Source organism: Xanthomonas axonopodis pv. maculifoliigardeniae, assembly GCF_041519315.1.
In the GTDB taxonomy this organism is placed as follows: domain Bacteria; phylum Pseudomonadota; class Gammaproteobacteria; order Xanthomonadales; family Xanthomonadaceae; genus Xanthomonas; species Xanthomonas euvesicatoria.
Genome location: NZ_CP167998.1, coordinates 4,315,210 through 4,341,322 on the forward strand (window position 1 = coordinate 4,315,210; position 26,113 = coordinate 4,341,322).

The following is a 26,113-nucleotide window of genomic DNA, read 5'->3' on the forward strand; positions in this document are numbered from 1 at the left end:
GATTCGGGAATGGGGATTGGAGATTCGTCAAAGCGTACCGCATCAGCGGATGCCGCAAGGCGCGACCGGCTATGCTTTCCAATCCCGAATCCCTACTCCCCAATCTCGTCACATGACCGACCACCGCACCCGTTTCCTGCAGCTGGCCCTGGACGCCGATGCCCTGCGCTTTGGCGAGTTCACGCTCAAGTCCGGGCGGCTCAGCCCGTACTTCTTCAATGCCGGGCGCTTCGATTCGGGAGCCAAGACCGCGCAGTTGGCGCAGTGCTATGCCGATGCGATCGATGCGGCCGGGCTGGACTTCGACCTGTTGTTCGGGCCGGCCTACAAGGGCATTCCGTTGGCAACCGCGCTGGCCTGCGCCTACGCGGGGCGCGGACGCGACCTGCCGCTGGCGTTCAACCGCAAGGAAGCCAAGGACCATGGCGAAGGCGGCACCCTGATCGGCGCGCCGCTGGCCGGCCGTAAGGTATTGATCGTCGATGACGTGATCACCGCCGGCACCGCGATCCGCGAGGCGCTGGCCATCATCCGCGCCGCCGGCGGCATGCCGTCGGGAATCGTGGTGGCGCTGGACCGGCAGGAGATCGCGTCCGATCAGGACCGCCGTTCCGCCGCCCAGGCGGTGGCGGCCGAGGCCGGCATACCGGTGATCGCGGTGGCCAACCTGGGCGACCTGCTTGCTTTTGCGGCAGGAAACGCCGACCTTGTGGGCTTCCAGGAACCGCTGCTGGCCTATCGTGGCCGCTACGGGACCGACACCACAGGCTGACGGCAGGCGACAGGGGGCTGCGATGATGCCAATACATACACGTTCGGCATTGTTCGCCGTTGCGGCGGCTGTCGCTGCGACCTTGGTCATGGCGGCGCCGGCCGGCGCGCAAGACAAGCCGGCCGGCAAGAAGCTGTATTGCTGGAACCAGAACGGCGCCCGCGTGTGCAGCGATACGCTGCCCCCGGAGGCGGTGAACCAGGCGCGCGACGAATTCAACGTCAAGAGCGGGATGCGCAGCGCCGAGGTGCAGCGCGCCATGAGCAGCGATGAGCGCGCTGCCGCTGCGGCCAGCGAGCAGCAACGCCAGGCCGATCTGGCCGCCGAGCAGATGCGCCAGCGCACCGACCAGGCGATGCTGATGTCCTATCAGAGCGAGGACGACCTGCGCCGGGTGTTCAAGGAGCGCATCGCCATCGTGGACAACAACATCCATACCGCGCGCTTCAACGTGACCAGCCTGCGCGAGGGGTTGGCCAGCCTGCTGCGCAGCGCCGGCGACCGCGAGCTGGCCGGCCAGGCAGTGGCTGACAAGCTGGCCGGCGACATCCAGCAGCGCCATCGCGATCTGATGGCGCAGTTGCGTCTGCAGATCAGCTTCGAGCAGCAACGGGTGGCGCTGGATGGCGAGATCGCCGACATCCTGCAGCGCTACCGGGCCATGAAGGAGCCACCCGCCGGCACCCCGCCCGCCGGCTGACCGGCGCCTGCGTCATTCCGGCCGTGCGGCGCACCGCCGCGGGCGGCATTTCCCGATCCGACGCCCTGCCCGCATAATGGCCGGTCTTACTCTTTGCCCACGAGGCTCTCCCGCATGGCCCGGATCATCGCCATTGCCAACCAGAAAGGCGGCGTCGGCAAGACCACGACCGCGGTCAATCTGGCGGCCGGCCTGGCGCGCGCGCCCAAGCGTGTGTTGCTGGTGGATCTGGACTCGCAGGGCAACGCCACCATGGGCAGCGGCATCGACAAGCGCGATGTGGCCGCCTCCACCTGCGACCTGTTGCTGGGCGAAAACACCGCCGCGCAGATCCGGGTGACCGCGCCGGAAGGCTTCGACCTGCTGCCAGGCAACATCGACCTGACCGCTGCCGAGATCCAGCTGATGGACCAGGGCGAACGCGAACAGCGGCTCAAGCGCGCCCTGGCGCCGATCCGCGACGAGTACGACTTCATCCTGATCGATTGCCCGCCGGCATTGTCGCTGCTCACGCTCAATGCGCTGACCGCGGCCGATTCGATCATCGTGCCGATGCAGTGCGAGTACTACGCGCTGGAAGGGCTGACCGCGCTGCTGGAAACCATCGAAGCGTTGCGCGCCAACCTCAACCCGACGCTGGAAATCGAAGGCGTGCTGCGCACCATGTTCGACATCCGCAACAACCTGGCCAATGCGGTATCGGCCGAGCTGACCGAGCATTTCGGCGACAAGGTGTTTCGCACCATCGTGCCGCGCAACGTGCGCCTGGCCGAGGCGCCCAGCCATGGCCAGAGCATCGTCGGTTACGACCGCACCTCACGTGGCGGGGTGGCCTACCTGGGCCTGGCCGGTGAGATCGTGCGCCGCCAGAACGACCGCAACAAGGCCGTCCGGCCCGTGGAGACCGTCTGATGAGCAAGCCGCCGCTGGCAAAGAAGCGTGGCCTGGGCCGTGGTCTGGAAGCGCTGCTGGGGCCCAAGGGCGCGGCCGCCGCCGCCGCACCGGCCGGTGCCGACGAACAGGCCTTGCAGCCCGGCGATACCCTGCGCACCTTGGTGGTGACCCAGCTGCAGCCGGGCAAGTATCAGCCGCGCCGGGAGATGGACGAGGTCAAGCTGGCCGAGCTGGCCGAGTCGATCAAGGCGCAAGGCGTGATCCAGCCCATCGTGGCGCGCGAGCTGGCGCCGGGGCAGTTCGAGATCGTGGCCGGCGAACGTCGCTGGCGCGCTTCGCAGCTGGCTGGGCTGACCGAAGTGCCGGTGGTGGTGCGCGAGCTGGACGACCGCACCGTCATCGCGATGGCGCTGATCGAAAACATCCAGCGCGAAGACCTCAACCCGCTGGAAGAAGCGCAGGCGTTGCAGCGGCTGATCGACGAATTTTCGCTGACCCATGCCGAGGCCGCCGGCGCGGTGGGACGCTCGCGTGCGTCGGTCTCCAATCTGCTGCGGTTGCTGGAATTGCCGGTGGCCATTCGCGTGTTGCTGGAAACCCGCCGGCTGGAAATGGGCCACGCGCGCGCGCTGCTCACCCTGGCGCCGGAGCTGGCCAGCAAGCTGGCGCAGGAAGCGGCCGACCAGGGCTGGTCGGTGCGCGAGGTCGAACACCGCGCGCAGCAGTTTGCCGCCGGCAAGGTGCCCGGCTCGCTGCGCAAGGGCAAGCCGGCGCCGGTGGCCCCACAGGCCGATATCGCCTCGCTGGAAACCGAACTGTCCGAGTCGCTGGGCACCAAGGTGGTGTTCAATCATGGCCGCGGCGGCAAGGGCAAGCTGGTGATCCATTACACCGATCTGGACACGCTGGACGGCGTGCTCGAACGCCTGCGCATGCAGCGCAGCTGATCGCTTGCACATCCAACAGGATCTTCGTCGGCCATGAATCCCGCCAAGGTGGACCGCCAGCACCTGCTGCAGCTGACCGACCTGCCCAACGTCGGGCCGGCCTGCGAAAAGGACCTGCGCCTGATCGGCATCCGCGTGCCTGCGCAGCTGCGCGGTCGCGATGCCTACGACATGCACGCACAGCTGTGCCTGCGCACCGGCGTGCTGCACGACCCCTGCGTGATCGATGTGTTCCTGTCGATCGTGCGCTTCATGGACGGCGAGGCGGCGCAGCCGTGGTGGAAGTTCAGCGCCGAGCGCAAGGCCAAGCTTGCCAGCGAAGCGCCGCTCGCGCTGCGGTGAACGAAGACGCGTGGCGCGCTGCAGCCTTGATTTCGAGCGCCGCATGCGCGGCGACCGCGGCAGATCGCGCCTGGCACGCTGCGCACGGCAGGCGCGTTGGCAGCATAGAGATGCCGAACCCGCTCGCAGCGGCGCCTGCAATGCGCCGCGCATGCGCATCCGGAGCGCCAGCCTTTTGTTTCCGCATTTCCCAGGATCACAGCCATGACCATTCTCGTCACCGGCGCTGCCGGTTTCATCGGTGCCTACACCTGCCGCGCGCTGGCAGCCCGCGGCGAGACGGTGGTGGGGCTGGACAACTACAACAGCTACTACGACCCGCAGCTCAAGCATGACCGGGTGGCGGCGCTGTGCCCCGGCATCGATATCCGCACGCTGGACCTGACCGATCGCGAGGGCCTGGCCGCATTGTTCGATGAGATCCAGCCGACCCGCGTGGTGCATCTGGCTGCGCAGGCGGGCGTGCGGTATTCGCTGGAAAACCCCCACGCCTACGTGGACAGCAACCTCGTTGGCTTCGTCAACATGCTCGAGCTGTGCCGGCACCGCGGCGTGCAGCACCTGGTGTATGCCTCGAGCAGTTCGGTCTACGGCGATTCGGCCACCCCGCCGTTTTCCGAAGACCAGCGCGTGGACCAACCGCGTTCGTTGTATGCGGCAACCAAGGCCGCCAACGAATTGATGGGCTACACCTATGCGCAGCTGTATGGCCTGCGCGCGACCGGACTGCGCTTTTTCACGGTGTACGGGCCGTGGGGCCGGCCGGACATGGCGCCGCTGATCTTCAGCCGTGCGGTGCTGGCGGGGCGGCCGATCGAGGTGTTCAACCACGGCAAGATGCAGCGCGATTTCACTTTCGTCGACGATATCGTGGCCGGTGTGCTGGGCGCGCTGGACACGCCCAGCACCGCGCCGGTGCCGCACCGGGTGTTCAACCTGGGCAACCACACGCCGGTGGAGCTGGAGACCTTCATCGACGTGATTGCGCAGGCCGCCGGCCGCGCAGCCGAAAAGGTCTACCGGCCGATGCAGCCGGGCGACATGATCCGCACCATGGCCGATACGCAGCGTGCGCAGGCGGCCTTCGGGTTCGATCCGGCGACCCCGGTTGAGCGTGGTTTGCCGCAGGTCGTGGAGTGGTGCCGGCAGTATTTCGGCGAGCGCACCTAGCGCTTGGCGGGATTTACGGGGGGAGGTGCGAAGGCTCGATGGGCGCACGGAGCGCGGAGCGCCGAGGCTGCCATGCGAGCCAGATGCAGGGCCTACCTTCCAGCAGCCGCCCGGGCGTACGACCGCATGGCAGCCACGCAATGCATGGCGATGTGCCAGCTGATGCACCGGAAGAGGACGCGTGATCGGCCCGCTGGCCCACGCCTTCGCAGCCCTGCCACGTTCCCACCGTACGCTACAGGCTGCTTCCAACCGGTCCAATGCGCATAACGCGTGCATGCTTCATGCCTGACTCAGAGAGTCAGGGCACAATGCCCGATCTTTTTCGCTCAGCCTTCATCCGGCTACCCCGCATCCATGAGCCAACCTCAGCTGTCCGTCGTCGTCCCGGTATTCAACGAGCGCGATAACGTCGCCACGCTGGTGGGCGAAATCGTCCGCGCCCTGCGCGGCGTGGTGGCCTTCGAAATCGTGTATGTCGATGACCATTCGCGTGACGACACGCTCGCGGTGCTGCAAGACCTGAAGAGCACCACGCCGGAACTGCGCGTGCTGCATCATGTGACCCAGAGCGGCCAGAGCACGGCGGTGCGCAGCGGGGTGAAGGCCGCGCGCGCCAGCTGGATCGCCACGCTCGATGGCGACGGCCAGAACGACCCGGCCGACATCCCCAAGCTGCTCATCGCGCGCAGCCAGGCCGAGCCGCAGGTGAAGCTGTTCGCCGGCTGGCGGGTCAACCGCCAGGATTCCGGCTCCAAGCGCTGGGCCAGCAAATGGGCCAATGCGATCCGCTCGCGCATGCTGCGCGACAACACGCCCGACACCGGCTGCGGCATCAAGTTGTTCGAGCGCGAGGCGTTCCTGGACCTGCCGTACTTCGACCACATGCATCGCTATTTGCCGGCGTTGATGCAGCGCGCCGGCTGGCGCACGGTGAGCGTGCCGGTCAACCACCGCCACCGCACCGCCGGCGTGTCCAAGTACAACAATCTCAATCGCGCCCTGGTCGGCATCCGCGACCTGCGCGGCGTGGCCTGGCTGATCACCCGCAGCAAGCGCACCGTGGTGCAGGAACGCTGATGGACCCGTCCTTGCTCGACCAACAACTGACCTGGCTGTACTGGACCGGCATCCATGTGACCGGGTGGAAGCTGATCGGCTATGTCGGCGCACTGATGTTCGGTGGCCGCTGGCTGGTGCAGTTCGTTGCCTCCAAGCGCGCCGGCAAGCCGGTGATTCCGCGCCTGTTCTGGTACATGAGCGTGGTCGGCAGCCTGATGACGCTGAGCTATTTCGTGTTTTCGGCCAAGCAGGATTCGGTCGGTGTGCTGCAGAACCTGTTCCCGGCGTTTACCGCGTTTTACAGCCTGTATCTGGATGTGAAGCATCGCGGGTGGAAACGCGACCGGGCCGGTCATTGAGGCGGGGATTCGGGATTCGGGATTCGAATCACTTGGTCCGGATGGTTACTGGTGATCTAACGCTCTTGGTGATCCGCGGCGGATCGAGATGATCCCGGTGCGCTGCAAAGCGCGTTGCTGCATCCGATGTTCGGTGATCCATCGTGGTTGGCGATGCCTCAGCGTACGCAAGCGATACGGCTGCACTGCATCTCACTGACAAGGTTTTGGGGTGCGATGCAGCGTGATTGATGTGCGCCTACGCGCCTTGACGCCACCTGCGGCATCCACCCCATGCAGCGCAGCTTGCCGGAGGCGTGGCGATAGCGCTGACCGCTGATGCCCGCTTTTCGGACACGCCATTGCGCGCGCGGCCGACGCGATGATGGACTGCCCGCCGATGTTGCCGCTCTCGCGCCGCGGGCAACCTGTGACCATGTCCACTGCGCTCCGTCATCGCCTCCTGTCCACGCCGACGCTTGAAGCCACGTATTGGCATCTGCGGCTACCCACGCATCAGCGCGTGCCGCTATTCGCCGATTGGCGCTGCGCTCGCGCCGCGGCGGCCAGCCTGGCGCTGCCACGCCATTGGCAAGGTGCGCAGTTGCTGTGCTGGGTGCTGTTGCCTGAGGCGTGGTGCGGGTTGCTGCAGGCACCGAGCAAGGCGGTGTTGCTGCAATTGGCCGCGACGGCGCGACTGAGGACCGCCGATGCAGTCAATCGCGCACGCGGGCGTGGTGGAACGGTGTGGCAGCCGCAGATGCAGGTCTCGGCGCTCCCGCAGCAAAGCGATCATCGACAGTTCGCGCGCACGCTGGTCGCATTGCCCCTGCGGGCGGGCCTGGCCGAGCAGGTGGGCGAGTATCCGTACTGGGACGCAGTCTGGCTATTGACGGACGGTCACGACGCCGCGTCGATCACCACGCACTGCGATCGTGCCGAGCCAACCGGAACAGGCGCAACACACGGTTGATCGCGTACACCGAAGCGAGCCGGATAACGGCCCGCCGCGTCGCCCGCCGGCCCAGCTGCGCTGCCCCTGCCCAGGCAACGCAGCGGACGGTCCGCGCATCCGGCGATCAAAACGCCAATGGATGCTCCGGCAACAACGTCTGCAGTTCGTTGCGGAACAGCGTGCGAATCCGCTGCAATGCGGCCTCGCTGTCGGCTTCGAACCGCAGCACCAGGATCGGCGTTGTATTGGAGGCGCGTACCAGCCCCCAGCCGTCGATGAAGTCCGCGCGCAGCCCGTCGATGGTCGACAGCCGCGCCGATTCGAACGGCGATTCTTCGCCGGTCTGCGCACGCGCGACAAAGCGCGCCACCAGCGCATGCGCATCGCCTTCCACCGGCACCTTGATCTCCGGCGTGGAGACGCTCTCGGGCAGGGCGTCCAGCACGTCGGACGGGGTTTCCTCGCGCTGGGCCAGGATTTCCAGCAGGCGTGCGGCGGCGTAGATGCCGTCGTCAAAGCCGTACCAGCGCTCCTTGAAGAAGAAGTGGCCGCTCATCTCGCCGGCCAGTTCGGCATCGGTCTCGCGCATCTTGGATTTGATCAGCGAATGCCCGGTCTTCCACATCAGCGGACTACCGCCGTTGCGCAACACGTAGTCGGACAGCTTGCCGGTGCACTTCACGTCGTAGATGACCAATGCGCCAGGGTTGCGCTGCAGGACATCGGCAGCGAACAGCATCAGCAGGCGGTCGGGGAACACCATCGCGCCTTCCTTGGTCACCACGCCCAGGCGATCGGCATCGCCATCGAACGCCACGCCGATATCCGCATCGAAACGCTGCACCATCTTCACCAGATCGTTGAGGTTGTGCGGCTCGCTCGGATCAGGGTGATGGTTGGGGAAGGTGCCATCGATGTCGCAGTACAACGGCACCACTTCGGCGCCGATCGCTTCCAGCAGGCGCGGTGCGATCTCACCGGCCACGCCGTTGCCGGCGTCCACCACCACCTTGATCGGGCGATCGAGCTGGACGTCGTCGGCGATACGCTGAATGTAGGCATCGCTGATGTCGCGCTGTTCCAGTTCGCCAGGCGTGGCGGCGGTATGCAGGCGACCTTCGTTGATGCGCTGGTGCAGTTCGGCGATGGCGGCGCCGGACAAGGTCTCGCCGCCGATCACGATCTTGAAACCGTTGTAGTCCGGCGGATTGTGGCTGCCGGTGACCGCCACGCAGCTGCCGGCACGCAGCTCGTAGGCGCCGAAGTACACCACCGGCGTCGGTGCCAGGCCGATGTCGGTGACGTTGCAGCCGGCGCGGCGCAGGCCTTCGATCAGGCCGTTGCTCAGCTCCGGCCCGGACAGCCGGCCGTCGCGACCGACCACCACATCGCGCAGTCCCTGTGCCTGCATCACGCTGCCGATGGCCTGGCCGACCAAGGCGGCAACGCCGGGGTTGAGGTCCTTACCGACCACGCCGCGGATGTCGTAGGCACGGAACATCTCGGTGGCGACCTGCACCGCCGGCACCAGCGCTGGCGGTGCCGGCGGTGCCTCGGCGTCCAGCGCGCGTGCCTCGCTGGCAACGCTGGCGTCGTGCTGCAGGCTCTGACTGAAGGTGGGTTCATCGGCGCCGGATTGGTCGGCACCCCGGCGCCGTGGCAAGGCCACCTGACCCCGGCTGGCCAGCACCAGCAGTACCGCAATGATCAGCAGCAATGCCGCCACGATGGCGCAACCGACGGCGCCCAGGCCCAGTGGGCCGCTGTCGCCTTGCGGCACCGCCGCAGCCACGCGCAAGCCGCTGGTCCCAAGCGGCCTGGCCAGCGTTTCGGCCGCATCGGCCAATGCCATATCGCCCTGCTGGGCCACGTTGTAGCTGCCCTGGCGCACGGCCAGGTAGGCGCTGTCCGGTGCCGCGATTGCATCCAGCGGGCCGGTCAGGCGCAGTAACGGCAACCGCGCATACGCCACCGCCGGCTGCCCGCCAAGGCGCACCGCGGCAGCCACGCCCAGGCGGACTTGTTTGGCCTCGCGTACCACCCGGACCTGCGCCCGGTCGGCCACCTGCGCCGATTCGAGCAGGCTCAGACGCGCGTAACCGAAATCCTTGGGGTTGGCATAGGCCGCGGCAAGGTCGCCAGGCAGCACCTGCACATCCTCGGCGCCCTTGAAGCGCTCGCGGATGGCCGATGCGGCCGCCAGCGCGTCGCCACCGGCCAACGCAGCGATGACCGGCGGCTGCTTGAGCACCGCGTCGAGCTGGCTGGCCTGGGTGGCCATGGCCTGGCCCACGTCCTGCACCGCGCGGTCGCGCGCCTGCTCCAGCCCTTGCGCCACCGCGTCCTGGCGCCATTGCGCATAACTGTTCCAGCCGAACCAGGCAGCCAGCAGCAGCAATATGCCTCCCAACACCGGACCACTCGTACGCACGCTGGACATCCCCTGCCTGCGCTCGTTCGCCTTGCTCATGTAATTTCCCCTGTCAGCGCACGCCGGTGTGGCCGAATCCACCCGCTCCCCGCGCGCTGTCGACGAAAGTATCCACCACTTGCAAGCCCATACGCACGATCGGCAGGATCACCAGCTGCGCGATGCGGTCGCCCGGCTCGATGGTGAAGGCCTCGCGGCCGCGATTCCAGGTGCTGATCAGCAGCGGCCCCTGGTAATCGGCATCGATCAAACCGGTGCCGTTGCCGAGCACGATGCCGTGGCGATGGCCCAACCCCGAGCGCGGCAGGATCACCGCGCACAGCTGCGGGTCGGCCAGATGGATCGCGATACCGCTGGGGATCAGCGCCGCATCGCCCGGCTGCAGCGTCATCGGCGCCTCCAGCGCGGCGCGCAGGTCCATGCCGGCGCTGGATTCGGTGGCGTAGGCCGGCAGCGGCCACAGATCGCCGAAGCGCGGGTCGAGCAACTTCACCTGCAAGGACTGGGTTGGGGGGCTCATGCCTGCAATCTCTCCGCGATCAGGGCCAGCAGTTGGTCTGCCAACTCGGTCTTGCTGCTGCTGGGGAACACACGCTCGCCGCCCTGCCAATAGGCCGTGGCTGCATTGTTGTCGCTTTCGAATCCGCCGCCTTCGATCCCCACCTGGTTGGCGATGATCAGGTCCAGCCGCTTGGCCGCCAGCTTGCCACGGGCGTAATGCTCCACATCGTGCGTTTCGGCAGCAAAACCGACCACCAGTTTCAGCGCCCCGGTCTGTGCGGCGACCTCGGACAGGATGTCCGGGGTGCGTACCAGCTCCAGGGTCAACGTTTCGCCGGTCTTCTTGATCTTCTGCGACACCACCCGCTTGGGGGTGTAGTCGGCCACGGCGGCAGCGCCGATGTAGATGTCGGCCGGGAATGCACCCAGCACTGCGTCGCGCATCTGCGCGGCCGAGCGCACGTCGATGCGCTGCACGCCCTCCGGGGTGGTCTGGTGCACCGGCCCGCTGACCAGCACCACATCGGCACCCTGCCTGGCAGCGGCGGCGGCCAGGGCGTAGCCCATCTTGCCGCTGCTGCGGTTGCCGACGTAGCGCACTGGGTCCAGGTCCTCGAAGGTGGGGCCGGCGCTGATCACGATGCGCAGGCCTTCCAGCTGGGCACTGCTGGGGATGAACACGGGCGCGGCGACGCTCTTGGCGCCCTCCGGGGCTGCGCTGGCGACCGCCGCGCCGCCGGCCAGCGCCGCAAGGATCGCCGCCGGTTCGGCCAGCCGGCCGGGGCCGGATTCGCCCTCGGCCAGCGGGCCGTCGTCAGGGCCTACCACCGCCACCCCGCGCGCGCGCAGGGTGGCGATGTTGGCCTGGGTGGCCGGATGCAGCCACATGCGGTGGTTCATGGCCGGCGCCACGGTCAGCGGCGCGGTCGTGGCCAGGCACAGCGTAGTGACCAGATCGTCGGCCAGACCATGCGCCAGACGCGCTAGCAGGTCGGCGGTCGCCGGGGCAACGATCACCCGGTCGGCCCAGCGCGCCAGTTCGATGTGGCCCATCGCCTGCTCGGCGGCGCTGTCCCACAGCGTGGTGCGGGTGGGCTGCCCGGACAATGCCTGGAAGCTGAGCGGGGTGACGAATTGTTGCGCACCGCCGGTCATGGCGACCTGCACCTGCGCACCGGCGTCGCGCAGGCGACGGACCAGTTCGAGCGATTTGTAAGCGGCGATGCCTCCGCCGACGCACAGCAGCAAACGCTGTCCGTCCAGGGGGCGGGCCTGAGTGGAGCCGATCACGTCGGGGTCGTCCTACGGTTACAAGGACAACTAGATTAGCCGATGCCTCCGCTTGGCCTGATGGGCGTCGGCGATGAGCACCGGCAATCTCGCCATATGCACATACACGACTGGCCCACCCACGAACGCCCGCGCGAGAAACTTCTGGCGCGCGGGGCCACCGCCTTGTCCGATGCCGAGCTGCTGGCGATCTTCGTCGGCTCCGGCCTGCGCGGCCAGGATGCGGTGCAGACCGCGCGCGATCTGCTGCACCGGCACGGCCCGCTGCGTCTGTTGCTGGACCGCCCGGCCAAGACGCTGGCGCGCCTGCCCGGGCTGGGCCCGGCCTCGGCCTGCAAGCTTGCCGCCGCGATGGAGCTGGCCCAGCGGCACCTGATGAGCGCGCTGGAGCGCGGCGAGGCGCTCAGCGACCCGCCCAGCGTGGGCCGCTATTTCTCGCAGCGGCTGCGCGCGCGGGCCTATGAAGTGTTCGCCGCGCTGTTCCTGGACAACCGCCACCGCGCCATCGCCTTCGAGGAACTGTTCACCGGCACCATCGACGGGGCCGACATCCACCCGCGCGAAGTGGTCCGGCGGGCGCTGCTGCACAACGCCGCGGCGGTGATCGTCGGGCACAACCACCCGTCGGGTAATCCGGAGCCCTCCGAGGCCGACCGCGCGGTCACCAAGCGGCTGCTGGACAGCCTGGAGCTGGTGGATATCCGCCTGCTGGACCATTTCGTCATCGGCGATGGTCGACCGGTGTCGTTCGCCGAGCGCGGCTGGCTGGAATGAGCAGTGGTGCGCTGACCTGAACCATCGGTCGGACCCTGCGCCGCGCGGTCGGGTAAAATCGCTGGTTTGGTTCCAAGCAGATCCCACGTGAAAGCCCTACTCCGCGCACTGATCGGCCAAGGCATTGAAGCCTTGCGCGCCAATGGCACCCTGCCCGCCGACACCCTGCCGCCGGATTTTGTGGTCGAGCGACCCAAGACCCGCGAGCACGGCGACTTCGCCACCAATGCCGCGATGCTGCTGGCCAAGGCTGCGCGCAGCAATCCGCGCGCACTGGCGCAGGCGCTGGTTGCCGCGCTGCCGGCCAGCGACGACGTAGCCAAGGTGGATATCGCCGGTCCGGGCTTCATCAATTTCCATCTGGCCCCCACCGCGTATCAGCGCGAAGTGGCGCATGTGATCAAGCAAGGCCACGACTACGGCCGCGGGCTGGCCGGCAACGGCCGTTCGGTGGGCGTGGAATACGTCTCGGCCAACCCGACCGGCCCGCTGCATGTCGGCCACGGCCGCGCCGCGGCGATCGGCGACAGCCTGGCGCGCGTGCTCGACGCCAACGGCTGGAACGTCAAGCGCGAGTTCTACTACAACGATGCCGGCGTGCAGATCGAGAACCTGGCGCTGTCGGTCCAGGCACGCGCGCAGGGGCTCACCCCCGACAGCGACGGCTGGCCGGAAAACGGCTACCGCGGCGACTACATCGCCGATGTGGCCAGTGCCTACCTGGCCGGCGACACCGTCGACCTGGAAGGCCATCTGGTCACCGGCACCAAAGACCCAGCCGATCTCGAATCGATCCGTCGCTTCGCGGTGGCGTACCTGCGTAACGAGCAAAACCACGACCTGGCCGCGTTCCGGGTCGATTTCGACATCTACTTCCTGGAAAGCTCGCTGTACAAGGACGGCAAGGTCGAAGAAGCGGTGCAGAAGCTGATCGCCTCCGGCCATACCTACGAAGAAGGCGGCGCGCTGTGGCTGAAGTCCACCGACTTCGGCGACGACAAGGACCGCGTCATGCGCAAGTCCGACGGCACCTACACCTACTTCGTGCCGGACGTGGCCTATCACCTGACCAAGTGGCAACGCGGCTACGAGCGCGCCATCACCGAACTGGGCGCCGACCACCACGGCTCGCTGACGCGCGTGCGCGCCGGCCTGCAGGCGATGGAACTGGGCATCCCGCAAGGCTGGCCGGAATACGTGCTGCACCAGATGGTCACGGTGATGCGCGGCGGCGAGGAAGTGAAGCTGTCCAAGCGCGCCGGCAGCTACGTCACCCTGCGCGACCTGATCGAAGAAACCAGCGCCGATGCGGTGCGCTGGTTCCTGATCGCGCGCAAGCCCGATTCGCAGCTGACCTTCGATATCGACCTGGCGCGCGCGCAAAGCAACGACAACCCCGTGTTCTACGTGCAGTACGCGCATGCGCGGGTGTGCAGCGTGCTGCGCCAGGCGCAGGAAAAGGGCTACAAGTACGACCAGGCCCACGGCCTGGCCGAGCTCGCATGCCTGGACGACGAACACTCGCTGGCGGTGATGCTGGAGCTGTCGCGTTACCCGGAAGTGGTGGAAATCGCCGGCCAGGCGCTGGAGCCGTACCAGATCGCGCAATACCTGCGTGAATTGGCGCACGCCTTCCACACGTGGTATCACAACAGCAAGGTGCTGGTGGACGATGCCGCCGAGCGCGACGCCAAGCTCACCCTGGCGGTCGCCACCCAACAGGTGCTGGCCAATGGCCTGGAACTGCTCGGCGTCAGCGCTCCGGAAAAGATGTAGACAGGCGGCAGCTCCCGGGTGCCGGCGCAGGCAGCGGCGCAGCGCGTGGCACTGCGGCAGGCGCCGGCCTGCCACCTCGGGCGCCGATGGCGCTCACCGGGCAATCAGCGCAACGGCGCGCATTGCCACAGCAAGCCGGGCCAGCGGGCCCGCAACGACACGATTCGGAGAAGTGGTAGATGGCAGCACGACGCGGTAAGAGTCAGGCCCGGCGCAACACCAGCAATGGCACCCCCGGTTGGGTGTGGCTGGTGGCTGGCGCCGCGATTGCGGCAGTGATCTTCCTGGCCGCACCCAACCTGTTCAAGAAGGACGGCGACGGTTTCCTGCGCGTGGGCCCGCGTGCCAATCCGGATGCGCAGCCCGAGCCGGTGGCCGATGCCGACGTGGACACGCCGGCCGAACTGCCCAAGCCCAGCGCGCAGCCGCCCAAGCCGCAGGCCAAACCCGGCGATGCGCAGACCCAGTACGACTTCTACACCTTGCTGCCCGGCAAGGAAGTGCAGATGTCCGACGCCGAACTGGCGGCCAGCGCGCGCGCCGAAGAGGCCGCGCGTGCGCGTGCGGCGCTGGAAGGCAAACCCGTGCCCCCCGCACCCGGCGCCAGCGTGGCAGCCGCCACACCGGCGGCCAGCGTCCCGACGCCGTTGAAGGAAACCGCCGCCAGCGCACCCAAGCCGCTGCCGGAAACCGCACCGGCACGCCCGGCCGCCACGCCGGCTCCGGCCAGCACCGCCGCACTCACCACACCGGGCGCTGCCGCGCCCAAGCCCGCTGCAACCGCCGCCGCTGCAACAGCGCCCGCGGCTGCAGCGCCGGCGGTCGCCGACAACACCCGCTACATCCTGCAGGCCGGCTCGTTCGGCGCCTCCGGCGATGCCGAATCCACCAAGGCCAAGCTGGCGATGATGGGCCTGGCCGCACGCGTGGAATCGGCCGACATCAGCGGCAAGACGGTCTACCGCGTGCGCATGGGGCCCTATGGCAGTGCCAGCGAGCTTGCCGAGGCCAAGCAGAAGCTCACCGGCAGTGGCCTGTCCGCCATCGCGATCAAGGCGCAGTAAACGCCCGTGTTGCGACGTAGCGCTGGCGTGTTGCTGGGCGTGCTGGCGTGGGCCGGCCCGGCGCAGGCCACCGATCAACTTCCCGACCTGATCCAGATCGACGGCCAGCAGGCGACGCTGCTGGCCGAACCCTTGTCCGGCCCACTGGACGACCCGGCCACCTGGAAGCGTTTTGCGGCGCACGCAGGCAGCGCGCTGGGCAGCTGCAGCGCCAACTGGCGCGGCTACCGCGCCCACTGGCGTCTGGACGGGCAACAGCTGGTGCTCGACCGCGTGGTCCTGGGCGCCTGTAACGACGCGCCGCCCACCCTGCCGCTGGATGTGCTGTTCCCTGGCCAGCCAGCGCCCGTGCCCGCCGTCTGGGTGGATGGTGAGTTGATCGTCGCGCTGCCCGCCACCGCGACGAGCGCTGCGCACGCACCGGCCCCGTACGTGGTGCTGCAGCTGCGGCGTGGCCAGGTCGTCGCACGCCAGACCCTGACCGAAGAGCGACTGCGTGCGCGGCATGCCGCAACGGCGAAGCCGCGGCCTGCTCACTGAATCTGGTTCCCGCCCCCTGTCCCCCTGGAGTTCCCCATGTCCAAGACCGTCCTGATCACTGGTGCCACCTCCGGATTCGGCAGCGCCGCCGTGCGCCGCTTCGCTGCAGCCGGCTGGAAGGTCATCGCCACCGGCCGGCGCGCCGAACGCCTGCAGGCGCTGGCCGCTGAACTGCCGGCCGGGCAGGTCCACACCGCCGCGTTCGACATGCGCGATGCACACGCCTTGTCGGATGCGATCGACGCGCTGCCGCCGGCCTTCGCCGACATCGACGTACTGGTCAACAACGCCGGCCTGGCGCTGGGCACCGCGCCGGCGCAGCAGGCCGACCTGGCGCAGTGGCAGCAGATGATCGACACCAATGTCACCGCCCTGGTCACCCTCACCCACCGCCTGCTGCCGGCGTTGATTGCGCGCCGCGGCGCCATCATCAACATCGCCTCGGTGGCGGCAACCTACCCATACACCGGCGGCAACGTCTACGGCGGTACCAAGGCCTTCGTGCAGCAGTTTTCGCTGGGCCTGCGCTCTGACCTGCACGGCACCGGCGTGCGCGTGACCTCGATCGAACCGGGCATGGCCGAGACCGAATTCACCCTGGTGCGCACCGGCGGCAACCAGGCCGCGTCCGACACGCTGTACCGTGGCGCCACCCCGATGACGGCCGAAGACATCGCCGAACAGATCTTCTATGTCGCCAGCCTGCCGGCGCATTTGAACATCAACCGCCTGGAAATCATGCCGGTGACGCAGTCTTTTGCGGGGTTCCAGGTGGCCCGCGACGCGCAGTGAGGCGTGCACCGAAGCAAGGGCTTAGGCGGTGGGCGTGCAGCGCGCCAGCCGCACCCCCCGCTGCGCCGCGCAAGCCCTACCGAGCATCGAACGAAGCATCGAAAAGCCGCGCACTGCGCGGCTTTTCGTTACATCAGCGCTGCATGGTCGCAGCAACTGCGCAGACCGGTTGCCCGACACCAGGTGCTGCAGCGGCGGCCGCCACGCCGCCACCCGTGCACGCTCGCCGTTCTCCGCCACCATCGCATCACGCACGTTCGGCATCGCGGCGCACGGCTGCGCGCCGCCGCAGCAACGCGCCGCGCAGCTGCAGGAACGGACGTTCAACCATGTAATGCAGCAGCGCACCCGCCGTCAGCGCCACCACGCCATACACTGCAAAGGCCAGGACGCCACGGCCGTCCAGCGTGGCGCCGAGCCAGCCCTGGGTCACATGGAACATCGCCTTGTGGGTCAGATACACGCTGTAGGAAATGGCGGCCAACCAGGCGGCACCCGGCACGCGTAACCGGCCCAGTGCGCTGTCGGTCGCGGTGCCTGCCAATACCAGCAAGGCCAGCCCCAGCGAAAGCACCGGCCAGCCCACCGCGTTGCCGATCAAACCGGTGCGCTCGCGAAATAGCCACATCGCCAGTGCCAGCATGGCCACGCCGGCCAGCGCCCAGGTGTTGCCGCGCTGCTGCAGCCATTGCCATGTGCGGGGGCGGAAGACCTTCGTCATTGCCAGCACCACACCGGCCAGCAAACCGTCCAGCCGGTTCCAGGTGGGGTAATAGAGATCTTCGACAAACCAGTTGCGCTGCTGGCCGCTGCCGATCTGATCCAGCGCCGTGTTGTGCAGCCACACGCTAGTGCGCAACGCGATGCCGGCGACCACCACCGCCACGCACACCGCGACCACGCGTGCCGCCGATGGACGCCGCAACAACAACGTGGCCAGCAACGGAAACACCAGATAGAAATGCTCTTCCACACAGAGCGACCATGCGTGCGAGAACGCCGCCTGCTCGGCGTAATCGACGAACAGATTCAAGGTGAAGGTGAGGAACATCCACCATGGCGCCAGCCCGGGCGATTCGCGAAAACCCGGCCATGCCATGTAGATCGCCAACACCACCAAAAACGCCGGCAGGATGCGGAATGCGCGGCGCAGGTAGAAATCGCCGAAGTCCAGCGGCTTGCCGCGCGACAGCGGGGTCAGCACCTGGGTGCCGATCAAAAAGCCGCTCAGCACGAAGAACAGGTCTACCCCCATCCAGCCGTAGCGCGACAGCCATTCCCAGTCCGAACCCAACCCGCCGACCACGAACGAATGGAACAGCATCACCCAGACGATGGCGATGCCACGCAACAGGTCCAAAGCGGGATAGCGCATGCGGGCCAGATCAACCGAGGGAGCCCGATTGTGCCGCATGCCGGCAGCGCGCAGGGCGTCGCCACCAACCACGCACTGCTCCACCGCGCCGCAGTGCGCGCATCAGCGCTGCGGCGGATGCGCAGCATCGCCATGCTTATGCGATGGCGTGCTGCTCGGTCCGTGCGGCCGCCGCGGGCGTCACTGCCGCGGGTTCAAGCAATTGCCAGGCTTCCAGCTGATCGACCGCATTGCGGACGCCGTCTTCCTGGCCGATCCGTTGACCGAGTGCGCGCGCAGCCGCACGCATGGCCGGCGTGCCCGCCTGCCGGATGGCAGCGGCCAGGGCTTCGGGCTGCAGCCCGGCACGCGCCAGCGCTGGCGGCGCAACGCCGCGCTGGGCCAGGCAATGGGCCCAGAACGACTGGTCGTAGCCAAAGGGCAGCACCACCGAGGGAATGCCCGCCGCCAACGCGGCACCGCTGGTGCCGGCGCCACCGTGATGCACGGCCACCGCCACGCGCGGGAACAGCCAATCGTGCGGTGCCTGTTCCAGATGGAAGAAGCGCTCGGCGTCATCGGCGACAGCGGCGTCCCCGGCCCCCAGACCGCCCCAGCCGCTGGCCAGCAACGCGCGCTGCCCGGTCAGTCGCACCGCTGCCTTGACCGTGGCAGTGAGCTGCGCGACCGCGCTGCTGGTCATGCTGCCGAAGCCGATATACAGCGGCGGCGGCCCGGCCTGCAAAAACGCCTGCAGCGCGGCCGGCGGTTGCCACTGCGACGGCGGCAGCTGCCAGAAGCCGCACACCTGCGCGCTCTGCGGCCAGTCCGGCGGGCGCGGACACACGTGCGCGCTATAGCCGTAGATCACGCGTAGTGCGCTGCGATCCGGACCGCTCCACGGATATCCCGGCAGCCCCAACGCCGGACGCACGATATCGTTGAAGGCCGGCCGCATCAGCTGCCAGCCGACAAAGCGCATCAGGCGATGCAATGCCACGTTGACACGTCCCGGCAGACGCAGGTTGGGCATCAGCATCAACGGCAGGTGGCGCGACTCGGTGAGCGGCTGCAACTGCGCAAACGCCACCGGCACGCCATACGCCTCGCCCAGGCTATGGACGAGGAAACTGGCACTGCCCACGCCCAGGATCAAGCCGGCATCGGCACACGCCGCGCGGCCCTGCGCGGGCCAATCGCGCGCCCACTCCAGCAACTTCTTGCGCAAGATGCCAGGGGCACCGCGCATCTCGGCAACGTCCGGATGGTCGTGCAACAGTTGCTGGAGATCGCCGCTGAGCGGGAAGAATTCCAGGCCGTGCGCACGGATCAACGACTCGAAGTTGGAACTGGTCAGCACCCGCGCCGGATAACCGCGCCGCTGCAGGCCAAGGGCCAGCGCAATGATCGGGCGCACGTCCCCATGCGTGCCAAGGGTGGCGATCACCACCGGGCGCTGGCGTGACGGATCGGCGCTGGACTCAGGCATATTCGGTCACTCCGTCGCCGGCGACCGCGCCACGGCCGGCCTGTCCCACCGGCCGCACAGCCCGGGTGGACTCTGCGGTGGCCGCGTGCAGCAAGGTGCTGAGCGTGGCCGCATGCGTCGGCGAGAGCATTGAATGGTGGTCGCTGTCCAGAACGTGCAGCTGCAGGTTGCGCACGTACGGGTGCCACGCCTGGGGACGGTAATCCACCCACAGCGCATCGTCGCCGCCGGAGCTCATGCGCACGCTCGCTTCGACAAAGACCACATCCTGGTCCAGCTGCCTGGGCCGATGACGCCGCGCCAGCTGCAGGTGATGCTGGGTGAGGGCGCCCAGATCGTCCAGCAAGGTGGGACGTTGCTCCAGCAACTGGCGCACCGCAGGCAATTCGTTCAGCCCGTAGTGATCGCACAACAGGCTCGCCAGCTCGGCGACCGTGGTCGGCATCGACTGGCCCGGCGCCAGATGCAAGGCCAACGCGTGCACCGAGGCGCGCACGTTCTCCGATTCCGACAACGCTGCGGCCTGTTCCAGATGCGGGTAACTGTCGAGCATGGCCAACACCTCGACCTCTTCGCCCAGTGCATGCAATTCGGCGGTGATGGCGTGCGCGATCAAACCGCCCAGCGACCAGCCCAGCAGACGGTACGGCCCCCTCGGCTGCACGCTGCGCAGACGCGCCAGGTAATCGCGCGCGATCGCCTCGATGCTCTCCGGACGGTGCTGCGGGTCGCTCAAGCCCGGCGATTGCAGCGCATACACCGGCCACTGCGGATCCAGCTGACCCAGCAAGGTGAGATACGACCAGCCCAGACCGATGACCGGATGGATGCAGAACAGCGGCGTGCTGCCGGCGGTGCCTGCACGCAGCGGCAGCAGCACGCTCAACGGGTCGTTGGGCGTGTGTGCGCTGCGCTTGATCACCTCGGCCAGGCCGGCGACCGTCGGCGCATGGAACAACGTGCCCAGCGGCAGTTCCACCCCGAACATCTGCGGGAAACGCGCGGCCATTTCCGCCGCACGCAGCGAATCGCCGCCAAGCTCAAAGAAATTGTCGTCCACGCCCACCACTTCGATGCCCAGCACCTCCTGCAGCATCGTTGCCAGCTGGCGTTCGAGCGCATCGCGCGGCGCCAGGTGCGCGCGTTGCGGCAATGCGCCAGGCGCCGGCAACGCGCGCCGGTCCAGCTTGCCGTTGGGGGTCAGCGGCAACGCCTCCAGCGGCACCCACAGGGTGGGAATCATCGATGCTGGCAGGCGCTGCTGCAGATGCGCGCGCAACAACTCGATCGACGGCGTATTGCCGTGCTTGCCCACCACATAGGCCAGCAGTTGCAAGGCATGCTCGCCATCGCCGTGGCCCACCACCACCGCCTGCGCCACCTGCGAATGCAACAGCAGGGCGCTTTCGATTTCGGCCGGCTCCACCCGATGTCCGCGGATCTTCAGCTGCGCATCGGCGCGCCCGATGAATTCCAGCAGGCCATCGCTGCGTTGACGCACGCGGTCGCCGGTGCGGTACATGCTGCTGCCGTCGTCGGCGAACGGGTCGCGCATGAAGCGCTCGCTGGTCAGCTGGCGCTTGCCGCGATAGCCCTTGGCCACGCCTGCGCCACCGATATACAGCTCGCCGATCGCACCGGTCGGCAGCGGTTGCCGCTGCGCATCCAGCACATAGACGCGCGTATTGAGCAGCGGCCTGCCGATCGGCGGTGCGGCGGCATCGGTCAACTGCAACGGCATGATGGTCGACCAGATCGTGGTTTCGGTAGGCCCGTACAACTGGGTCAGGCGCCCCACCCGGCTGAGCAGTTGGGTGGCCAGTTCCGGCACCAACGCCTCGCCGCCGATCAACGCATGGATGCGATCCAGCACCAGATCCTCATTGGCCAGCAGGATGCGCCACAGCGATGGCGTGGCCTGCACCACGCTGATGTGTTCGTCGGCGATCAACCGCGACAGGCCGCGCGGGTCGTGGCTGATACCGGCCGGTGCAATGACCACGCGCGCCCCCACCAGCAACGGCAGGTACAACTCCAGCCCGGCGATATCGAAGGTGATGGTGGTGACGGCCAGCACACGGTCGCGCGGGCGCAATGCCAGCTCGTGCTCCATCGCATGCAGGAAATTGAACAGGTTGCGATGGCTGATCTCCACGCCCTTGGGCGCACCGGTGGAGCCGGAGGTGTACAGCACGTACGCGGTGCCGTCGGGCGTCGCCAGCGGTGCGATTGCCTCCGGCAACACGGCCGGGCGCGGATCCAGCCAGACCATGCCACCGAGCAGATAGCGCTCGCACAGCGCTGGCTCGCAGACCAGGCCAATGGCACCGGAATCGTTGAGCATCTGGCGGTTGCGTGCAGCCGGGCTCTCCGGATCCAGCGGCAGATACGCAGCCCCGCTCCACATCACCGCCAGCAACGCCACCAGCAATTGTTCGCTGCGCGGCAACGCCACCGCGACCACATCGCCAGGGCGCACGCCATCGGCCACCCATTGCGCAGCGATGCGCGAGGCAAGCTCGCACAGCGTGGCGTAGTCGAGCGTGCGGTTATCGTATTGCGCAACCACGGCCGCAGGCATCAACTCGGCGCGTTGCAGCATGCCGTGCAACAGCGTGGCCGGTTCCGGCAGCGGCGCTGCGGTGTTGTTCCAGGTATGCAGCAAACGCCGGCGCTCGCTATCGCCGAGCACATCGACCTGGCCCAGCGCGCATTCCGGATCGGCCAATACCGCGTCGGCCAGATGGGTCAGACGACGGCAGTGTTCGGCCAGCTCCTCGCTGTCGTACAGCGCCGGGTTGGCATCCAGATCGAAACGCAGCGCTGCCCCATCGCCGCGTTCGTAGCAGAAGATGGTGAGGTCGTCGGCCGGGCCGTTGGAAAGGTTATGCGGCACCGCGTACGCCTCGCCGAAGCGCAAGGTGTAGTCGAAGGCCTCGATGTTCACCGCCAGGCGTGCGAACTTCTGCTCCATCCCGAACATGCCCAGATCGCGGCGCACGTCCTCGAAGCGATATTGCTGATGGCGCAATGCATGCCGAACCACCGACGACACCTGCGCGAACAAGGTATGGATGGGCTGCTGCGGGTCCATCTTCAGGCGCAGCGAAATCACGTTGGCCACCAGGCCTGCGGTTTGCCGGTAGCGCGCATTGATGCGGCCGGTCACCGGCATCGCCAGCACCAGATCCTCGGCACCGGTGCAGCGGTAGTAGTACGCGGCAATCAGCGAAATCAGCATCTGCGGCAGGCTGGCGCCGTACTCCTTGCCCAGCGCGCGCAGACGCACCACCTGCTGCGGCGAGAACTGCCCGGTGCCGCGCAACAACCCGGTGGACAGCTGATTGCCCGGCCGCGCCAGCGTCGCCGGCGGCGGCAGATCGGCCAACTGCTGCATCCAGTACTCGCGATCGCGCTGGAACCGATCGGAGTTGCGATAGTGCTGTTCCATTTCGAGCAGCGACAGTGCACTGCCGTACTGCGCAGGCGCAGGCTCCACGTCGGCCAGGTAGGCGTTATAGAGCACGGCCATGCGCTGCATCATGATCGACGCGCAATAGCCGTCCATCACCAGATGACTCACGCATTGCACCCACAAATGATGATCCTCGCCAAGACGGAACACCGCGCAATGCCATAGCGGCCCGTTCTGCAGGTCTTCCGGCTTGCGGATTTCTTCGTCGATCCAATGTTCGGCGGCATTACGCGGAGCAGGATCTGAGCTGACGTCGAAGTATGGAATCGTGCCATTGTACGCGGGCAAGACCACCTGCGAAGGCACGCCCTCGCGCTCGACGATACACAGGCGCAGCGTATCGAACTCGTGCGTCAGCTGCATGCTGGCGCGGATCAGCACCTGGGGATTGAGCGGGCCGAACATTTCCAATACTTCGGCCAACATCAAGGTGTTGTCGGTATGCAACTTGTTGGCCACCCAAAGGCCACGTTGCGCCTTGGTCAGGGGAAAAACGGGAGAGGCGTCAGCGTGCATTGCGTGCATCCTTCTGGTGTGGCGCGCAGTCCGTCGACACCCCTCAACCGTCATACGGTCGATGGACGCCGAATCAGCACCTGGCCTAAGAAAACGAGGGGTAAGAAACACCGCCGACCACCGACAATTGCCGGTAATACGCGATGGAAACGCATGATGAAGACGCACAGCACAGCGAATCGCACAATCGAACAACGGTGTGCGGGTGACTCGTTGAAGCACTTGTATCCCGACAAGTTAAACGAACACTAACAATTCGCGCGGGGCCGAAACCGTGCAAAAAATCACGGAAATCGCGTGATACCTAAAATTTTTTCACTGAAGTGTGATTTGAACTAGTGTTCTGCATGCATACATCCGATCAATTTCCGCGCCGCATCCGGCGTAGGGCATGGCCGACGATACGCATGGGCTTCAAGGCGAATATGCGCGCACCACGGCAGATAAAAAGCCGCATTGAATAAGACCAATTCCAAATCAGCGTTGCCGGAATTAGGGTATTCGGCAAATCACTTCAGGAGAAAAAAGACGCGTTCAACGCGTCTGCCTCGACAAGCGCACGATCACGCGATGGTCGCCTGATTGTCATCGGCATGCAGCACAAACGCGCGAAAAGCGTGAGTCGAACCGATCGACGGCGTCGCGCAAGGTAAGCGCAGGCGCTCTTGCTCGATGCGACGAAACAGGTCGACTTGAAGTGCGAGATCGCACCCGACGTCGGCGCGATGGCGCATCGACGTGTTGCAGAACCTGCAGCGTCCATGCCGGTGATGTCCCTGCTGCTGCAAGCGGCGCTCGCGGCAGGAGCGCGTGCAAGATGGGCCATGTCGCGCACAGCCAGCGCTGCGGCCCAGCCGCAGCGCACTGCGGATCAGCTCAGCGGCTCGTCGGACAGATAGGTGTAGCCGGTCAGCCCCGCTTCCAACGCAGCGCCGAGTTCCTGCGCCCGCTCGGGCGACAGATTTGCGGCAGCAATGCGCTCGGCATAGGTGGCACGCAGCGTGTCCAGCTGATAGCCCACGTAGTCCAGCATCACGTCGGTGGTATCGCCGCGGCGCTGCTGTGCGATGCGATAGCCATCGCGATTCACCACGACTTCCACCGCATCGGTATCGCCGAATAGGTTATGGATATCACCCAGGATTTCCTGGTAGGCGCCCACCAGGAAGAAACCGATGCGATAGCTCTCGCCGGCATTCAAACCATGCAGCGGCAGCGAGCTGTCCAGGCTTTCGTTCTCGACATAGGTCTTGACCATGCCGTCGGAATCGCAGGTCATGTCGGCGATGATGCCGCGCCGCTGCGGCGCTTCGTTCAAGCGCTCGATCGGCACGATCGGGAACACCTGATCGATCGCCCACACGTCCGGGATCGATTCGAAGACACTGAAGTTGACGAAGTACTTGTCCACCAGCCGCTCGTTGAGCTCATCCAGCACCGGGCGATGGCTCTTTTCATCGAAGCTCAGGCGTGCGCGCACGCCATGTGCGATGGCGTAGAACAGATCGTCGATGCGCGCGCGCTGCGGCAGGTCGATCTGGCCCAGCGCATACGCGCTCAAACCTTCGGCATGGAAATGCTGGGCTTCCTGGAACAGCTCCACCGCCGGGCGCACATCGAGCTCGTCATGGATCTCGCGCAGGTGGCGGATCGCGGCCGGCTCATCGTCGTGCGCAACCGGCACGCGGCCTTCCGGCGCCTGCTCCACTTCCGACACATTGGCGATCAGCACCGCATGGTGCGCCGTCATTGCGCGCCCGCACTCGGTGACGATGCGCGGCGGGGCCAGGCCATGCTCTTCGCAAGCGCTGGCCAACGGCTGCACGATGTTGCTGGCATACGAGTGCAGGCCGTAGTTGATCGAGCAATAGCTGCGCGAGCGCGTGCCTTCGTAATCGATGCCCAGGCCGCCGCCCACGTCCACATGGCTGATCTTTGCGCCCAGGCGCGAGAGCTCTACGAAATAGCGCGTGGCCTCGCGCATGCCGTTGGCGATGTCGCGCACGTTGGAAATCTGCGAGCCCATATGGAAATGCAGCAGGTTCAGGCTGTCGGCGTACTCGGTGTCGCGCAGCGTCTTCCACAGGTCCAGCACCTGGCGCGGCGAGAGACCGAACTTGGCCTTGTCGCCACCGCTGTTCTGCCACTTGCCCGCGCCCAGCGAGGCCAGGCGCATGCGCACGCCCAGGCCGGGCTTGACGTCCAGCGCGCGTGCTTCTTCCAGCACCAGGGTCAGTTCGGAGGGCTTTTCGATGACGATGAAGGTCTGCAGGCCGAGTTTGCGGCCGATCAGCGCCAGGCGGATGTATTCGCGGTCCTTGTAGCCGTTGCACACGATCAGCCCGCCCGGACGCGACAGCGCCAGCACCGCCATCAGCTCGGGCTTGCTGCCCGCTTCCAGCCCGAAGCCCTCACCGTGGTGACCGGCCAGGGTGCCGGCCACGCCACGATGCTGGTTGACCTTGATCGGATACACCGCCGTATAGCCTCCGGCGTAATCCCACTCCGACTGCGCCTGCGCAAACGCTGCCTGCAGCTTGCCCAGGCGCTGGCCCAGGATGTCCGGGAAGCGCACCAGTAGCGGCAGCTTGGCACCGGCTGCGCGCGCGGCATCCACCACCTCGGGCAGCGACACCGCCGGGCCATCGGCGGTCGGGGTGACCACCACGTGTCCGGCAGCGTTCACATCGAAATACCCGTCGGCCCAATGCGGGATCGAATAGGTCTTGCGGGCTTGGTCGAGGGACCAATCGCTCATTTCGCTGTCTCGGCTGGAATAAAAAAGGGCGTGAAGTGTAACGCCTGGCATGCGCAGGGTCCGTTACAATCCGCGCCGACTTCACGCCCCTCTCCTGGTTGGAGCGGGGCCGAGCAAGGGTCAGCCGCCGCGCAGTTTGGCTGAAGGGTCAGCCGCCGCGCAGTTTGGCTGCA

General features: G+C 67.0%; 22 protein-coding genes. 14 read left to right on the forward strand and 8 right to left on the reverse strand.

Features of this window, described 5'->3' with window-relative positions:
• Positions 1-112 precede the first annotated feature (112 nt).
• The 9 genes from pyrE (at position 113) to ACDH77_RS18440 (ending at position 7,198) form a co-directional block, all read left to right on the forward strand.
• Positions 113-772, forward strand: a complete 660-nt coding sequence (gene pyrE, locus ACDH77_RS18400) for an orotate phosphoribosyltransferase (RefSeq protein WP_011348851.1) — start codon at positions 113-115, stop codon at positions 770-772.
• 49 nt (positions 773-821) lie between these two features.
• Positions 822-1,472 carry a hypothetical protein gene (locus ACDH77_RS18405; RefSeq protein ID WP_031424609.1) on the forward strand — a complete coding sequence of 217 codons (651 nt, stop codon included), beginning with the start codon at positions 822-824 and terminating at the stop codon, positions 1,470-1,472.
• A 114-nt stretch (positions 1,473-1,586) separates the two neighbouring features.
• Positions 1,587-2,384: a ParA family protein gene (locus ACDH77_RS18410; protein ID WP_029820813.1), complete on the forward strand. Its 798-nt coding sequence runs from the start codon at positions 1,587-1,589 to the stop codon at positions 2,382-2,384.
• On the forward strand, positions 2,384-3,313 hold the full coding sequence (locus ACDH77_RS18415) for a ParB/RepB/Spo0J family partition protein (RefSeq protein ID WP_008571191.1): 930 nt from the start codon (positions 2,384-2,386) through the stop codon (positions 3,311-3,313). The genes ACDH77_RS18410 and ACDH77_RS18415 overlap by 1 nt, the downstream gene beginning before the upstream one ends.
• A gap of 33 nt (positions 3,314-3,346) precedes the next feature.
• A complete protein-coding gene (locus ACDH77_RS18420) occupies positions 3,347-3,655 on the forward strand; it encodes a helix-hairpin-helix domain-containing protein (protein ID WP_008571192.1) in 309 nt (102 codons plus the stop codon).
• Between the two features lie 204 nt (positions 3,656-3,859).
• Entirely contained in the window at positions 3,860-4,825 is a 966-nt protein-coding gene (locus ACDH77_RS18425) for an SDR family NAD(P)-dependent oxidoreductase (protein ID WP_008571193.1), read from the forward strand.
• A 357-nt stretch (positions 4,826-5,182) separates the two neighbouring features.
• On the forward strand, positions 5,183-5,905 hold the full coding sequence (locus tag ACDH77_RS18430; protein ID WP_008571194.1) for a glycosyltransferase family 2 protein: 723 nt from the start codon (positions 5,183-5,185) through the stop codon (positions 5,903-5,905).
• A complete protein-coding gene (locus ACDH77_RS18435) occupies positions 5,905-6,246 on the forward strand; it encodes a lipid-A-disaccharide synthase N-terminal domain-containing protein (RefSeq protein ID WP_008571195.1) in 342 nt (113 codons plus the stop codon). The genes ACDH77_RS18430 and ACDH77_RS18435 overlap by 1 nt, the downstream gene beginning before the upstream one ends.
• A gap of 379 nt (positions 6,247-6,625) precedes the next feature.
• Complete coding sequence (locus tag ACDH77_RS18440; protein WP_372183772.1) at positions 6,626-7,198, forward strand: hypothetical protein; 573 nt, start codon at positions 6,626-6,628, stop codon at positions 7,196-7,198.
• Positions 7,199-7,304: 106 nt separating this feature from the next.
• Here ACDH77_RS18440 and ACDH77_RS18445 read toward each other — a convergent pair whose 3' ends face one another.
• The 3 genes from ACDH77_RS18445 to coaBC are packed head-to-tail and all read right to left on the reverse strand — an operon-like array spanning position 7,305 to position 11,402.
• Positions 7,305-9,650, reverse strand: a complete 2,346-nt coding sequence (locus tag ACDH77_RS18445) for a phosphomannomutase/phosphoglucomutase (protein ID WP_031424616.1) — start codon at positions 9,648-9,650, stop codon at positions 7,305-7,307.
• Positions 9,651-9,663: 13 nt separating this feature from the next.
• A complete protein-coding gene (dut, locus tag ACDH77_RS18450) occupies positions 9,664-10,131 on the reverse strand; it encodes a dUTP diphosphatase (RefSeq protein ID WP_007964142.1) in 468 nt (155 codons plus the stop codon).
• Entirely contained in the window at positions 10,128-11,402 is a 1,275-nt protein-coding gene (gene coaBC / locus ACDH77_RS18455) for a bifunctional phosphopantothenoylcysteine decarboxylase/phosphopantothenate--cysteine ligase CoaBC (protein WP_029820818.1), read from the reverse strand. Before coaBC ends, dut begins: the two co-directional genes overlap by 4 nt.
• Before the next feature lie 96 nt (positions 11,403-11,498).
• Between coaBC and radC the strand changes: the two genes are divergently transcribed.
• The 5 genes from radC to ACDH77_RS18480 all read left to right on the forward strand — a co-directional run bounded on the left by radC (position 11,499) and on the right by ACDH77_RS18480 (position 16,348).
• Positions 11,499-12,176, forward strand: coding sequence for a RadC family protein (gene radC / locus ACDH77_RS18460; RefSeq protein ID WP_011348857.1), 678 nt, complete (start codon positions 11,499-11,501; stop codon positions 12,174-12,176).
• An 87-nt stretch (positions 12,177-12,263) separates the two neighbouring features.
• Positions 12,264-13,952, forward strand: a complete 1,689-nt coding sequence (gene argS / locus ACDH77_RS18465; RefSeq protein WP_008576503.1) for an arginine--tRNA ligase — start codon at positions 12,264-12,266, stop codon at positions 13,950-13,952.
• 179 nt (positions 13,953-14,131) lie between these two features.
• The gene (locus tag ACDH77_RS18470) at positions 14,132-15,016 is read left to right on the forward strand and encodes an SPOR domain-containing protein (RefSeq protein WP_372353581.1); all 885 of its coding nucleotides are present in this window, start codon (positions 14,132-14,134) and stop codon (positions 15,014-15,016) included.
• A 6-nt stretch (positions 15,017-15,022) separates the two neighbouring features.
• On the forward strand, positions 15,023-15,556 hold the full coding sequence (locus ACDH77_RS18475; RefSeq protein ID WP_372353582.1) for a hypothetical protein: 534 nt from the start codon (positions 15,023-15,025) through the stop codon (positions 15,554-15,556).
• A 36-nt stretch (positions 15,557-15,592) separates the two neighbouring features.
• Entirely contained in the window at positions 15,593-16,348 is a 756-nt protein-coding gene (locus ACDH77_RS18480) for an SDR family NAD(P)-dependent oxidoreductase (protein ID WP_029820822.1), read from the forward strand.
• A gap of 247 nt (positions 16,349-16,595) precedes the next feature.
• On the opposite strand, the gene ACDH77_RS18485 is transcribed toward ACDH77_RS18480, so the two are convergent.
• From ACDH77_RS18485 to speA, 5 genes are all read right to left on the reverse strand, one after another.
• Positions 16,596-17,723, reverse strand: coding sequence for an acyltransferase family protein (locus tag ACDH77_RS18485; protein WP_372353583.1), 1,128 nt, complete (start codon positions 17,721-17,723; stop codon positions 16,596-16,598).
• A 136-nt stretch (positions 17,724-17,859) separates the two neighbouring features.
• Positions 17,860-19,191, reverse strand: a complete 1,332-nt coding sequence (locus ACDH77_RS18490; RefSeq protein ID WP_372353584.1) for a glycosyltransferase — start codon at positions 19,189-19,191, stop codon at positions 17,860-17,862.
• Positions 19,184-23,125 (reverse strand): amino acid adenylation domain-containing protein, encoded by a 3,942-nt coding sequence (locus tag ACDH77_RS18495; RefSeq protein WP_372173673.1) that lies wholly within the window; start codon positions 23,123-23,125, stop codon positions 19,184-19,186. Before ACDH77_RS18495 ends, ACDH77_RS18490 begins: the two co-directional genes overlap by 8 nt.
• 620 nt (positions 23,126-23,745) lie before the next feature.
• Positions 23,746-23,916 (reverse strand): hypothetical protein, encoded by a 171-nt coding sequence (locus ACDH77_RS18500; RefSeq protein ID WP_195903647.1) that lies wholly within the window; start codon positions 23,914-23,916, stop codon positions 23,746-23,748.
• A 137-nt stretch (positions 23,917-24,053) separates the two neighbouring features.
• Entirely contained in the window at positions 24,054-25,940 is a 1,887-nt protein-coding gene (gene speA / locus ACDH77_RS18505) for an arginine decarboxylase (RefSeq protein WP_039417250.1), read from the reverse strand.
• Between the last annotated feature and the right edge of the window lie 173 nt (positions 25,941-26,113).

Coding starts and splice junctions, on each gene's coding strand:
- pyrE (WP_011348851.1), top strand. CDS start 113: ATGACCGACCACCGCACCCGTTTCCTGCAGCTGGCCCTGGACGCCGAT.
- ACDH77_RS18410 (WP_029820813.1), top strand. CDS start 1,587: ATGGCCCGGATCATCGCCATTGCCAACCAGAAAGGCGGCGTCGGCAAG.
- ACDH77_RS18415 (WP_008571191.1), top strand. CDS start 2,384: ATGAGCAAGCCGCCGCTGGCAAAGAAGCGTGGCCTGGGCCGTGGTCTG.
- ACDH77_RS18420 (WP_008571192.1), top strand. CDS start 3,347: ATGAATCCCGCCAAGGTGGACCGCCAGCACCTGCTGCAGCTGACCGAC.
- ACDH77_RS18425 (WP_008571193.1), top strand. CDS start 3,860: ATGACCATTCTCGTCACCGGCGCTGCCGGTTTCATCGGTGCCTACACC.
- ACDH77_RS18430 (WP_008571194.1), top strand. CDS start 5,183: ATGAGCCAACCTCAGCTGTCCGTCGTCGTCCCGGTATTCAACGAGCGC.
- ACDH77_RS18435 (WP_008571195.1), top strand. CDS start 5,905: ATGGACCCGTCCTTGCTCGACCAACAACTGACCTGGCTGTACTGGACC.
- ACDH77_RS18440 (WP_372183772.1), top strand. CDS start 6,626: ATGTTGCCGCTCTCGCGCCGCGGGCAACCTGTGACCATGTCCACTGCG.
- ACDH77_RS18445 (WP_031424616.1), bottom strand. CDS start 9,650: ATGAGCAAGGCGAACGAGCGCAGGCAGGGGATGTCCAGCGTGCGTACG.
- dut (WP_007964142.1), bottom strand. CDS start 10,131: ATGAGCCCCCCAACCCAGTCCTTGCAGGTGAAGTTGCTCGACCCGCGC.
- radC (WP_011348857.1), top strand. CDS start 11,499: ATGCACATACACGACTGGCCCACCCACGAACGCCCGCGCGAGAAACTT.
- ACDH77_RS18470 (WP_372353581.1), top strand. CDS start 14,132: ATGGCAGCACGACGCGGTAAGAGTCAGGCCCGGCGCAACACCAGCAAT.
- ACDH77_RS18480 (WP_029820822.1), top strand. CDS start 15,593: ATGTCCAAGACCGTCCTGATCACTGGTGCCACCTCCGGATTCGGCAGC.
- ACDH77_RS18485 (WP_372353583.1), bottom strand. CDS start 17,723: ATGCGCTATCCCGCTTTGGACCTGTTGCGTGGCATCGCCATCGTCTGG.
- ACDH77_RS18490 (WP_372353584.1), bottom strand. CDS start 19,191: ATGCCTGAGTCCAGCGCCGATCCGTCACGCCAGCGCCCGGTGGTGATC.
- ACDH77_RS18500 (WP_195903647.1), bottom strand. CDS start 23,916: ATGCGCCATCGCGCCGACGTCGGGTGCGATCTCGCACTTCAAGTCGAC.
- speA (WP_039417250.1), bottom strand. CDS start 25,940: ATGAGCGATTGGTCCCTCGACCAAGCCCGCAAGACCTATTCGATCCCG.